This is a genomic window from Pedobacter sp. UYEF25, from assembly GCF_054061655.1.
On sequence record NZ_JBSSEL010000001.1, the window covers coordinates 1 to 13,479 of the forward strand.

The 13,479-nt window shown below is 38.7% G+C and carries 11 protein-coding genes; all 11 read left to right on the forward strand.

Translation table 11 applies throughout. From position 1 onward, the window contains the following. Positions 1-84: 84 nt before the first annotated feature. A complete protein-coding gene (locus ACVWYG_RS00005) occupies positions 85-273 on the forward strand; it encodes a hypothetical protein (RefSeq protein ID WP_457268064.1) in 189 nt (62 codons plus the stop codon). Continuing rightward, a complete protein-coding gene (locus tag ACVWYG_RS00010; RefSeq protein WP_457268065.1) occupies positions 251-1,309 on the forward strand; it encodes a hypothetical protein in 1,059 nt (352 codons plus the stop codon). Before ACVWYG_RS00005 ends, ACVWYG_RS00010 begins: the two co-directional genes overlap by 23 nt. Positions 1,310-1,484: 175 nt before the next feature. After that, on the forward strand, positions 1,485-2,081 hold the full coding sequence (locus tag ACVWYG_RS00015) for a Crp/Fnr family transcriptional regulator (protein ID WP_457268066.1): 597 nt from the start codon (positions 1,485-1,487) through the stop codon (positions 2,079-2,081). A gap of 105 nt (positions 2,082-2,186) precedes the next feature. Next, on the forward strand, positions 2,187-3,257 hold the full coding sequence (locus ACVWYG_RS00020) for an SDR family oxidoreductase (RefSeq protein ID WP_457268067.1): 1,071 nt from the start codon (positions 2,187-2,189) through the stop codon (positions 3,255-3,257). 719 nt (positions 3,258-3,976) lie between these two features. Continuing rightward, positions 3,977-6,424 carry a hypothetical protein gene (locus tag ACVWYG_RS00025; RefSeq protein ID WP_457268068.1) on the forward strand — a complete coding sequence of 816 codons (2,448 nt, stop codon included), beginning with the start codon at positions 3,977-3,979 and terminating at the stop codon, positions 6,422-6,424. An 831-nt stretch (positions 6,425-7,255) separates the two neighbouring features. Continuing rightward, complete coding sequence (locus ACVWYG_RS00030; protein ID WP_457268069.1) at positions 7,256-8,296, forward strand: aldo/keto reductase; 1,041 nt, start codon at positions 7,256-7,258, stop codon at positions 8,294-8,296. Positions 8,297-8,347: 51 nt separating this feature from the next. Continuing rightward, positions 8,348-8,614 (forward strand): hypothetical protein, encoded by a 267-nt coding sequence (locus tag ACVWYG_RS00035; protein ID WP_457268070.1) that lies wholly within the window; start codon positions 8,348-8,350, stop codon positions 8,612-8,614. A 43-nt stretch (positions 8,615-8,657) separates the two neighbouring features. Beyond that, positions 8,658-9,257 (forward strand): helix-turn-helix domain-containing protein, encoded by a 600-nt coding sequence (locus tag ACVWYG_RS00040; RefSeq protein ID WP_457268071.1) that lies wholly within the window; start codon positions 8,658-8,660, stop codon positions 9,255-9,257. A gap of 901 nt (positions 9,258-10,158) precedes the next feature. Further along, positions 10,159-10,803 (forward strand): hypothetical protein, encoded by a 645-nt coding sequence (locus tag ACVWYG_RS00045; RefSeq protein ID WP_457268072.1) that lies wholly within the window; start codon positions 10,159-10,161, stop codon positions 10,801-10,803. Positions 10,804-10,986: 183 nt separating this feature from the next. Beyond that, positions 10,987-11,889, forward strand: a complete 903-nt coding sequence (locus ACVWYG_RS00050) for an SDR family oxidoreductase (RefSeq protein WP_457268073.1) — start codon at positions 10,987-10,989, stop codon at positions 11,887-11,889. Between the two features lie 42 nt (positions 11,890-11,931). Continuing rightward, on the forward strand, positions 11,932-12,846 hold the full coding sequence (locus ACVWYG_RS00055; protein ID WP_457268074.1) for a helix-turn-helix domain-containing protein: 915 nt from the start codon (positions 11,932-11,934) through the stop codon (positions 12,844-12,846). Positions 12,847-13,479 lie beyond the last annotated feature (633 nt).

The window sequence follows — 13,479 nt, forward strand, 5'->3', positions numbered from 1 at the left end:
TGCCATAGCTTTAAAGTTTGGGTGGACAGGTGTATTCCTGTGCCACATTGCTGTTTTTGTGGAACTTAAATTTACTGCTTTTACATGGATGCTTGTATTATAATGGCTGAACTGCTTTACGTTATTTCATCGCAATTAACTAAGTTTATACGGGCAGATAAGTTTCTGCTTTTATGCCATTACAACACAAATTCGCCAATCGTTATGCGTCACCCTATGACCGACAGTGCTAACATCAAAATGACAGACAATGGCAAAGACAAAGGAAGATAGAATTAAAACCGTTTATGGTGGCGGTGGACACGTTGTAATTTTAGGTGCTGGAGCAAGTATCGCTTCGACATTTAGAAATCCTGAACCTTCTGGTAAACGGCTACCCTCAATGGACAATTTTATTGACCTTGTAGGACTATCCGACATCGTGGATAGCCTTCCAGAAAAGTTGAGAGCAAAAAATTTCGAGCAACTTTATACCAACTTACACAACGACAATCCTAACTCAGACGAAATTCTTGAAATCCAAAATCGAGTTTACGACTATTTCAAGGATATGAAATTGCCCGAAAACGAAGCGACCATTTATGACCTCTTAGTTCTCTCACTTCGACCAAGAGACCTAATAGCAACATTTAATTGGGACCCATTTTTGTATCAAGCATTTTGTAGAAATGGACACATTGCAGACATGCCATATTTATCTTTTTTACATGGTTCTGTTTCTATTGGTTATAGCAAAGAGGACAAAAGATGTGGCCCAGTAGGTATGCAAATGAGGAGAGACGGTGGTTTGTTTGAACCAACTCCGCTTTTATATCCTGTTTCTCAGAAAAACTACACAGAAGACGAATTTATCAGTATGGAATGGGACAGAGTAAAAGGATGGCTACACGAGGACAGCACAAAACGTGTAACTGTTTTCGGATACGGAGCACCTGACACAGATGTTGAGGCGGTTAGTCTGATGAATACGGCTTGGGGGACAGCCAGCAAGAGAAATATGGAGCAATTTGAAATCATCGACATAAGACCAGAAGAAGAAGGTGTAAAACGGTGGGACAATTTTATTCATTCGCATCATTACGACTATACGAATGACTATTTCAGTTCATCACTTGCATACAACCCAAGAAGAACATTTGAAAGTTACCATCAGCACAATCTACCGCTGACAATTGACGAAGCTTTTAGTGCATCAAATCCAATTACCAAAGACATAAAAACTTTGCAAGAGCTTTGGGACTGGCATAAGCCATTAGTTGACGCTGAAAACGAATGGAAAGAAGAACGAAAGAAAAAAGGTGATGAATAATTAATACTAAATCATCGGTGCGGACAAGAAGGGCGAACGCATAACAGCACATTTGCAATAGGCGGGGTTTCGTGCTCCGTAGACAGTTTTGTGGTTAATCAAACATTAGTTTTTCAAATCAAGTTTTGTGGTAAAAGTCCCGCCTTCGGGTAGCTGCAAAACGTTTTAGGCAAGCTTGAAAAACAAACTAAAAAAAGTAGATATGTACCCTGAACTTTTTCGCCAACTTGAAGAAAAAATAGTGTTGACTGATAAGGAGAAAGAAAGTATTTCTACATTCTTTGAGACCAAAAAACTGCGAAAAAGACAATATTTATTTCAAGAAGGCGATTATTGCAAAAATCTAGCTTTTGTATCGAAAGGTGCTTTAAAATCGTATACAATTGACGATAAAGGCCAAGAACATATTAGCTTACTTGCTTGGGAAGGTTGGTGGGTATCCGATTTTAAAAGTTTTATCTGTGATGAAAAGGCAATACTTTTTATTTATGCCATTGAAGATAGTGAAGTACTTTTAATATCGCGCGCCAATTATGAACGGCTTTTAGTGGAAATTCCTTCTATGGAGCGGTATTTCAGAATTTTATTTCAAAATACTTTAGTTACAAAAGATAGAAGGTTAATCAGTTCCAACACCTACACTGCCGAAGAGAAATATCTGCATTTAATAAAAATGTATCCATTTATTTCTCAACGTATTCCACAAAACTTAATTGCCTCTTATCTGGGGCTAACTCCTGAAACCATTAGCAGGATAAAGAAAAACCTCTAGCAATAATATAGATTTAGATCAAAATTATTTATTGATTCACATCAATGTACAGCCCGCAAATTCACTGTAATCTTGTATTAAAGTTAGAAACAAAAAAAGTTAATTATGGAAAATACAGCATTAATAGTTGGAGCAAGCGGTATTTCAGGAAACAATCTTGCTAAGAAATTAATTAAAAATAATTGGATAACCTATGGCATTACGCGTAACTCTGAAGTAACACTTAAAGGATTGAAAAACATAAAGGCGGATCTGCTTGACCCTGCATCTTTGGAAAAAGCCTTAAAAGATGTAAATCCAAGTCACGTATTTTTTACAGCTTGGATGAGAAAAGAAACAGAAGCAGAAAATATTGAAGTGAATGGTAAAATGGTTAGAAATATACTTGAAGTACTGTCGCCAAAAAAATCTGTACGTCACGTTGCTTTGGTTACTGGATTGAAACATTATTTAGGTCCTTTTGAAAATTACGCCAAAGCAGGATTTACGCCCGAAACACCGGTTAGAACAGAGCATCCAAGATTGGAATTGCCTAATTTTTATTATGCACAAGAGGATGAAGTCTTTGAGGCCGCAAAACGTGATGGTTTTACATGGAGTATTCACCGTGCACATACGATGATTGGACATGCAGTTGGAAACCTAATGAATATGGGAACAACTTTAGCCATTTACGCCACTATCTGTAAAGAAAATGGTACACCTTTCATTTGGCCAGGTTCAGAAGCGCAATGGAATGGAATATCTGACGTAACAGACGCTCATATTTTAGCCAAACAATTCCTTTGGGCTGCAACTACACCTGAGGCTGCAAATGAAGCGTTCAATATTGTAAATGGAGACGTATTTCGTTGGAGTTGGTTGTGGAAACAAATTGCTGAATACTTCGGTATAGCGCATCAAGGTTATGTTGAAAATAATAAGAGTTTGGAAGAACTGATGAAAGGTGATGAAGCTATATGGGAAAAGATCGCAAACAAATATCAATTGGCAGAATCACAACTGGACAGATTGTCTTCACCTTGGCATACAGACCTTGATCTAGGACGACCTATAGAAGTGATGACAAATATGGCCAAAAGTCGTAAATTAGGATTTAAAGAATATCAAGATACAAGAGAATCGTTCTTTAGTTTATTCGATGACTTAAAAATGCAAAAAATTATTCCTGCCTAAATTAAGATAAAGTTTAAAAAACGCCAGCAGGTAACAAGGTATTTATATAAGCTGGCGCACGTGTGTAGCGTGTGAATGCTTAATTAATTAAGAGGACACAGAGAACAAAAAGTTTTAAATATAAATTCCATAATAAAGAAGGACTATACTTTGTAAGTTTTGCAACCGTAAACTAGATAGCTGTATTTGTGAGACCATTAAGCTTGCAATAGATTATAATGGTGGTAAAGGTTTGATCGAAATGGAATACTTATGATGTCTTAAAAAATGCACACGCGGCACGCGTGCGCCAGCGAGGGTAAAGGTTTAATAGCAATAGAACCTTCGCTGGCGCACGCGTGTCGCGTGTGAATGCGTAATTAAGTAAGAAGACATAGAGAACCAGGAGTCGTAAATATAAATTCCATAATAAAGAAGGCCTATACTTTGTAAGTTTTGCAACCGTATATTGGATTAGCTGTATTTGTTAGACCATTAAGCTTACGATAGATTATAATGGTGGTAAAGGTTTGATCGAACTCGAATATTTATGATGTTTTAGTAAATGCACACGCGGCACGCGTGCGCCAGCGACGCTTATAAGCGCTGCATAATAGAAGTAAAATTTCATTAGATTTGATGAGCTACCAAGTTGAACCTAACTATTTCCAACCGTGAGGATATCGCTATTCGCTAGGCCGTTAAAGTTTCTGTACAACCTTGTCGGGATCATAAAATTCATGACCGGGTATTCAATGGTTTTTCTTCTCGTCTTTGTTGTAAAAAGTGTTTCTGCACAGGGGCTCAACAGCAATGACCTGGCCGACAGCCTTGCCAATAAGCTGGAGCTATTTGGCCATAAAACACAGTCGCCCATATTGTTCATCCATTTTGATAAAAATATTTATACCAATAATGAAAATGTCTGGTTTACGGCATATTTTCTGCACTTAAGCGATCAAAGAGCATATAAAGTCTTGTCGGTAGCTTTGGTAAGGGACGATGACGATCTGATCGCCTTTAATGAAAAGTTCATGGTCAATAATGGTCTGGCATTTGGCAATACCGTCATACCAGACACTACGGCAGCGGGCCATTACAGTTTTATTGCCTATGGCAACCGTTTGTTAAATGGTAAGCCCGATGTATTGTTTACGCAAAGCATCACCATAAAAAGAAACGCACAGAGCGGGTTTATTGCCTCGTTGAGCCCACTTGATACCTCGCTTGTACACACACAACAAAAGGTAACGCTGACGGTCCTCAATAATGATGTTAAAAAGAAGGCTCCTAAAACAGAAGTTTCCTACTATTTGGGCAACAGTGCCCATCCGTTAATGAAAGGCGATGTTAAGCTCAGCATTGTTGGACAATATGTTTTCGATATCCCATCTGCCATGCTACGGCAGGGCGAAAACAGGCTTCATGTAAGGGTAAGACAGGCCGATGAGGTGAAGGATCTCAACATCGATTTACCTGCTCAACCAGCACCTGCCGTAGTGGGGTTCTTTCCCGAAGGCGGCAATCTCGTTTTGGGTCTAAAAAACGTGGTTGCCTGGGAGGTCAAAAGCCATGCTGGTCATGGCATGGCTGCAGGCGCGATTCTATATGAAAATAAAACCATCATCGATACCATTCATACAAACAGCTACGGGCTCGGCAGGTTTTCGTTGACACCAAAGTCCAATGCGGCATATCGAGTAAAGCTTTTGGGCCTAAACAAGAAAGACACCTTGTATAAGCTACCCGCCGCGGTAAGTCATATCCCCGTAATGTCCGTCCCGGCGGCCGTTGCAGGCAATATATTCTCTATTGAGCTCTATACGGATAAGCCACAACTGATCTACCTGAACCTGCATAATTATGCGCAGCTTTTCTCCAGCACGCCGATAAGTCTGGATATTGGGGAGAAAAAAATCAGTGTGCTTCTAGACGATATGCCCAAGGGTCTCACACAGGCGACCATAACGGATAGCCTGGGACGCCCACTCGCTGAAAGACTCTTTTTTGCACATTTTGATAAGCGCCCCACTTTACAGATCAGAACGGACAAGGCAAGTTACCAACCGAGAGAAAAGATAACGCTCAGCCTAAAACTAGATAATGCCAGCTTGCCCGACAGTGGCCTGGTATCTATAGCCTGCGTTCAGGAAAACAGGTTGTCAGTCAACAATAAAAACGATATCGAAAGTTATTTTTATCTGAAAAGCCAGCTGGGCGATCTGCCGGTAAGGGAAAGCTATATGGGTGCAGGAGAAGCCGACAACCGCTTTTTGGAAGATATCCTGCTGATAAAAGGCTGGCGAAGATATACGTGGCTGGATATGCTGAAGACCACCCCTGCCGATACCATAACCAAGTCAAGTGATTTAATATTCAAAGGTTTGGTGACCCGTAACGGTTCTAAGATAAGGAAACCGGTAGAAGTGGTCAATGCCAATGCGCCCTTTCAGCTCATCCCTACCGATTCCGCAGGGAATTTTACCATAGAGGCAGAGAGACTACTTGTTCAGCGCAATAAAAAGCTGAATATCTTTGTGAATAAGGATGCCAAACAGGAAACTTTTCTGGTAAATTTAGTTGACCCTTACCTGGCTACTTCTGAAGAGCTCATAAACGAACTTGTGTTTCCAGACCGAAATTTGCCCCAGCAACCCAATACACAATTACTTGAAATGACCGGGATGCAACGGGCTATCAACTTAAAGGAAGTGAAAATAACGAGTAAGAAAGACGATTCTTTTTACGGTCAGGGCCGGGGGGCCAATGCCTGCGGTGACTACGTTTGTAGCTACCAAATACTGAATTGCCCATTACATCGCGGTTCTATATATAATTTCCAGCCCATAATAGGCAAACGCTATTATCTTGATGACCATTTTAAACGAACTATTGTTTACGCTTGCTTTGAAGAGCTTAAAAAGCAAGATGCAAAAAACACATTATCAACAGGTATTTATGCAGCCCAAGAGTTTTACCCATCTGATCTTTCGCAGCCGAATTCGCCCCCTGAATATGTTTCTACCCTATATTGGAAACATCTTGCTAAAGTAACATCATTAAAGACGGCCGAGTTCTCATTTTACAGCAATGATATTACCGGCAGGTTTAAGATTGTGGTGCAGGGACTTACTACCAAGGATATGGTATATGGGGAGCAGACGTTTGAAGTGAAAAAGACTAAATAGTAGAACCTGCTGTTCACATCTTCCGCAGGGCGATGTCGAACTCTAGATAAAACGGGATTTACTACACAGTAGCTCCTTTGGAGCAATCCCGATAAAAGCTGATTAGTAAATTCGTGTTATAGATAATTCGGAATGAGCAAGCTACGCATTTTGAAGAGCGGGTTTGATTATTATGAATTATATGTGGATCCATTCTTATTCTGTGAACTTTATATTCTCCAAAACTTTCTTCATGTGTTTCTCTACCGAAGCAGCGCTAGCCGGAGTATGAAAGAAGTACAAAGTAATATCAGCCCCTCGCTGGCGCACGCGTGTCGCGTGTGAATGAGTAATTAAATTTGAAGATACCCAGAACAATGATTTGTAGATATAAATTCCATAATAAAGAAGACTATACTTTGTAAGTTTTTCAACCGTATATTGGATTAGCTGTATTTGTTAGACCATTGTATAGCGATATTCTGGTAGAGCGCTTAATTTATTGTAAGGGAATACGAGGATGATCTCCAAACAGATAATAACGTTATTCACACATGTGATCCGAGTTATTACGACATACCATAAAAAATACCAAACAGCAAACTTTCAAAAAAAATGGCTGACAGTGGTTTGAGTAAGCCTCATTCCTATTTAATGAGTCTTTACGGTGTAACAAAGATTAAGCAGGCCATGCCATGTCTGCACAAATTTGCAAGCAATCATCGTGGATGGTGCTCCCCCCCTAGAAACCAAAAAAACCTTGAAACCTGATTTTGAATACAAACAACTTCATTTTGGACACACCTAAAGTTTTTAATCCACCGACTTTTGTACTTCACAAATAACATAAAAATGATGAAGTACAAAATTTTAGGAACTACCGGCTTGAAAGTTTCAACACTTTGTTTAGGAACGATGAATTATGGCGGAAAAGGTTTTTTTGGTTATATGGGAAATCTTGACCAAAGAGCCGTGGATGAACAAATTAGGACAGCAACAGAAGCAGGGGTGAATTTTATCGACACCGCCAATATTTACTCCGAAGGGCTTTCTGAGGTCATGATTGGACAAGCAATTAAAAATCTTTCCAGCAATAGAGACGATCTAATTTTGGCAACAAAAGTGAGAGGTACAACAGGCAAAGGCCAAAACGACCTGGGTCTTTCAAAAAAGCACATTCTTCAACAGGTGGAGGCTAGTTTGAAAAGACTTGGTACAGATTATATAGACTTATATCAAATTCACACCGCAGACCCATTAACACCAATGGAAGAAACCATCAGAACATTGGACGATTTGGTGCGAAGTGGAAAAATAAGGTATTTTGGCGCAAGTAACTTAATGGCCTGGCAATTAATGAAAGGTTTGGCCCACTCGCAACATTACCGTTTAGATCGATTTGCATGCCTCCAAGCAAATTATTCTTTGGATGTGAGAGATGCAGAACGAGAAATTGTACCTCTTTTACTAGACCAAAAAGTAGGAATGATGGTTTGGAGTCCTTTAAGCGGTGGTTTGCTGACAGGGAAATACAAAAGAAACGGAGAAAAAGAAGAAGGCCGACTAAACAATTTTCCATTTCCTCCTTTTCACGAAGAAAGAGCCTATGATGTTTTAGAAGTGCTTGTCCCAATGGCCGAAAAAAAGCAAACTTCAATCTCTCAATTGGCGTTGGCATGGCTGCTCCATCAACCTGTTGTAAGCAGCATTGTTATTGGAGCTACTAAAATACATCAACTTGAAGACAACTTAAATGCGGTTAATGTTGTTTTTACGGCAGAGGAACTTAACGAGTTAAATGAAGTAAGCAAATTGCCAGTTGAATATCCTGCAAATGTGCTAGAATTAATGACAATGGACAGAAGTGCAGGTGTTGATTTTCTAAATGCTTAAATTCACTTAAATATAATATAGGCGGCAACACTTCTGCCTACTAATTTAACGATGAGAGAAAAAGAATTGAATATCAAGAAAATAAATTCAGTAAACGAGTTACATACTTTTATGGGTTTATCAAGTCCATTAAATCCTCTATTGACCATTATAAACCATGCTGAAACACAAAACCAAAGCAAATCCAATAACCAAAAATTGCTCTTAGATTTTTATAATATTTCCATCAAAAGAAGTTTTAAAGGAAAGTTGAAATATGGAAAAAATAACTACGATTTTGATGAGGGTACCATGTCGTTTATAGCACCAAATCATTAGCGTAGACAATGAAGAAGATAGAAATAGAGATGGTTGGTCGTTATTGTTTCATCCCGATTTAATAAGGCAATACCCCTTAGGAAAAGTCATTAAAAACTATGGATACTTTTCCTATGCTCTAAACGAAGCCTTACATCTTTCAGAGGAAGAAGAGCAAACCATTGAAACCATTCTTCAAAACATTCAAAGAGGAATAAACTCGAGATTAGACAATTTTAGTCAGGATGTAATTGTTTCTAACCTGGAATTGCTTTTGAGCTATTGCAACCGTTTCTACAACAGACAGTTCATTACAAGAAAGATGGCCACCAACAATTTGCTTGCAAACTTTGAGACGCTATTAGACAACTGTTTTACAAACGATTCAGAGGTATTATTGCCCACCGTAGAGAAATTAGCAAAAGCGCTTCATGTGTCATCCCCCTACTTAAGCGATATGTTGCGAAGCTTAACAGGACAAAACACGCAACAGCACATTCATGGTAAATTGATTGAAAAAGCAAAAGAAATTTTAACCACAACTAACCTCACCGTAAGTGAAATTGCTTATCAATTGGGTTTTGAATATCCGCAGTCGTTTAGCAAACTGTTTAAGAGCAAAACCAACTTAACGCCCATTGAATACCGACAAAGCTACAACTAAAGCAAATGTTTCAAAGCGGCAAACGCGGGGGATACGCTTAAGATAACCGAGGATATCTTAGCTAATGCGTCCGTGTGGCGTGCTTTTTTAAAAACTTTCTCTATTTTAACTGGCTGTTCGACACCTTCCTCAGGACGATGTCGAATAAAAGATAAATCGGGATCAGCAATCCCAAGGAGAAAGTTTTTTTTCCGGATTTGAAATCCGCTTTTCCTCTACTTCGGGATGCGCAAGCTTAACATCCCGACGAGATCGATATATGTTTGAGAACATTGCATTGCAGGTACAGCTTACCATAGCTTATAGTGGTGATAGAGGCTTGATCGAAATGAAATAATTATGATGTTTTTAGGAAATGCACACGCGACAGATTTTTTTATTAAATGCACACGCGACACGCGTGCGCCAGCGAGGTTTGATCGAAATAGAAACTTTATGATGGTTTTAGGTAATGCACACGCGGCACGCGTGCGCCAGCGAGGGGTTTAAAGAAGCCATTTTAGGCGGCACAACAATAAGAATATAAAATTATCTGTACAGCTGTTATTGAACAGAAAGCAGATTATTTACGTGATAATCCAGTAGTATTTGGTTTTGTAAATGAAGCCCGGCATTGGAAGTATAGCTTACAATAGATTATAGTGGTGGTAAAGGTTTGATTAAAATAGAAAATTTATGATGGTTTTAGTAAAGGCACACGCGGCACGCGTGCGCCGGCGAGGCGATAACAGACAAACTACAACCGCTGATGGCAAATGTCGCCAAAAAATGGCGCCGATGGTTTATCATAAGTCATCAATTATTTATTTAATTTAGTACGGTCGGGACTGATTCTTCAAGCAATGCCATCTCTGTACAAATTTTCAAAACGATATGGCTCATTTTAAAAACATAGACAACAATGAGAAAAATAATAATCCTATTGACTTTTATTTTGCCAAATACCTTATTGTTTGGACAAACTTTCGTTGGTACTTCGACAGACAAGCTGAAAGCCTATAATTGCACTATACGAGTAAACAAAGACAGTACAATAAATTTTATTTATAACAAACACAGCAATGTTGTTTATGGTGAGCATATTGGAACAATAAGCAAAGTCAGTGACACGCTTTATAAGATTTCAGCAACTATGACAATAGGCCAATTCCTTTTTCAATCCCCCTTTAAAGACACGATTTACGTCCAACTTGATTCAACTATTGCAAGACAGGCCGACAAAATCCAGTTTGAATACTCCTACGGAAAAACAAGAAAACAATTACAAGGTTATGACAGGTTAAGAAATGCGATTGGACTTTTTAAAATTCCAGTTGACAAGAACATATTCAAAGAAAAAAAAGGGACAGATTTTATTACACTTACAATTGATCGTAAAAATTTCCTCACCGACAATTTCTTATCATTTACTATACCCTTTGGTTCAGCGGCATCATTCACAAAAGGACAACTAGAAGCGTTTTATGTCGTAATAAAAAACGGTCAGCTTTATACGATAGGTAATCCACCGTTGCAAACAGGACACTTTAAACTGAAAGAAAAGTAGAACGACGACTGACACGACAAGAAAAATGAGTCATAACATTAAAGCGCTATTTCTACAAATAACAATCTCCCCTCCAAAATTCAGAAAATCGTTTGATTAAATTTTTCGGCTACAAGAAAATACTTTTCGGCTACAAGCGTACAGTTGGGAAACCTCAACTTTGCTTTATTAAATTATAGCAACATGAAAGTATTTATTACAGGCGCTACAGGTTTTATAGGAACTGCAGTGGTACAAGAATTATTAGCAAACGGCCATGAAGTGTTGGGACTAGCACGTTCCGAAGCATCGGCAAACAAATTAACTGAAGCAGGAGCTGAGGCACATCATGGAGATTTAAACGATTTCGAAAGTTTGAAATCTGGAGCTGCTAAGTCAGACGCAGTAATCCATTTGGGTTTTGTTCACGATTTTACAAAATTTGAGGAAATGTGCAAACTTGATGGAAAAGTGATTGAAACCATTGGCAATGCTTTGCATGGAACAGACAAACCTTTTCTCATCACTTCGGGCACTGCACTTTTTTCGAAAGATGGGATCGCCACAGAAAAGGACCTTGATTCAAATAATCCACACCCTAGGATTGCAACAGAAAATGCCGCTGACGCCGTAGTTGCAAAAGGCGTAAAGGTGGCTGTCATCAGATTGTCCCCATCTGTTCATGGCAAAGGCGATGTGATTGGTTTTGTTCCAACTTCAATTAATATTGCCAGAGAAAAAGGAGTTTCCGCATTCGTTAATGATGGTGAAAATTTTTGGCCTGCAGTGCACCGGTTGGATGCTGCAAGATTATACCGATTGGCGTTGGAAAAACCATTTGAAAGTGGAACAAGGTATCACGCCGTGGCAGAACAGGGAATCGCTTTTAAAGACATTGCTACATTTATCGCAGAAAAGTTGCAGCTTCCGGTAGTTTCACTTACAGATGAGGAGGCAACAGAACATTTTGGATGGTTTGCGCATTTTACTAAACTTAATAATCTGTCTTCTAGCGAAGAAACGAAGGCAGCATTAGATTGGCATCCTCAACATCCAACCTTGATGAAAGATTTGCAAGGGGATGTTTATTTTACCAATCAACAATAATCTGTACAATCCATTCCTTAAATTTGATTAAATATTAAACCAATGTCTGACACACCAATAAGAATAAAAACCATCTCTCAGTTCCACACCTTGCGTGGCCTTCCAAAGCCCAAACATCCGCTGATCAGTGTGGTCAATTTTGAAGAGATGGCGCCTTCTTTAGAAAGTTTAACGCAGCGTTTAATATTTGATTTTTATATGATCTCCGTAAAAAGAGATATGGATCATAAATACAAATACGGGCAGCAGGATTACGATTTTGATGAAGGCGTGATGTTTGGTATGGCGCCACATCAGCTTTTAACCGTCACCCGAGAAGAAAATGGCAAAAACCCTTCCGGATGGGCGATTATGATTCATCCGGATTTTCTTTGGAATACGCCATTAACAAGTGTCATAAAAAAATACAAGTTCTTTGATTATGCTGTAAACGAGGCGTTATTTTTATCGGAAGACGAGGAAATAAAAATGCAGCAAATTGTGGAAAATATTAAGCAGGAAACCCAAACTAACATTGATAAGTTCAGTCAGAACATTATTATTTCCCTGTTAGAAACACTCTTGAATTACTCCGAAAGGTTTTATCAGCGACAATTTATTACGCGTCATAAGGCGCATCATCAGTTTTTAGAAAAATTAGGAACACTACTTAATGATTATTTTGAAAAAGATGATTTTAAAACAAAGGGATTGCCCAGCGTTCAGTTTCTTTCTGATGAATTTAAGATGTCGCCACAATATATGAGAAGTCTGCTGAAAACGCTTACGGGACAATCGACGCAACAGCACATTCATGAAAAGCTGATTGAAAAAGCCAAAGAAAAACTATCAACAACTGAACTATCTGTAAGCGAAATTGCGTACGAATTGGGTTTTGAACATTCTCAGTCTTTCAATAAATTGTTTAAAACCAAAACGGAAATGTCTCCGTTGGAGTTTCGGAAGTCTTTTAATTGACAAAACAAAAGTTACCTTTCCGCAAATTGCATACGCCATTCATCATTTTGGAACCATTTACTAATTAAGGGTGCGACTTTCGACAACAGCAAATAAAAAACTTGAAGCGCTAATACCCCAGTCTAAAGTAGTTAACTTTGATTGAAAATTAATTAGAGTTTTTAAAAACAAATAAACTGAACGACAACAAAGAAGTTAAGCGTATGGAGAAAATTGCCAAAAAAACACGATGCGTAACGCTTCGCATCAAATTTAGTGATCAACACCCTTTTCGCGTTTCCGAATTTTGCAAGCCCACTCCATCGCCTGTCAAGCCCCCGTCTCGTACACGAATTTTATAAATTTCCTTTTGTTTAACTTGCCTCCCAGTCAATCTACCTGTTTTTACAAGCAACCCTCCTAACAAGATTACCAACGCAACAGCCTGTAAGATTAAGCTTATTGTTGCTGTATCTTGACCTCTTAACAATTACCCCTCAAGTTCCAAAATTTGAGGAAGCTTAATCAACTCGTTTATTTGATTTTATCCGTGGTTTGATTTATCTTCGTCGCGGCTTATTAACGCTACTTTCTCTCTTTGGATAAACCGATCTTTTTTAAAGGTTACCGTTCTCCTTAAAAGGATTAACATAG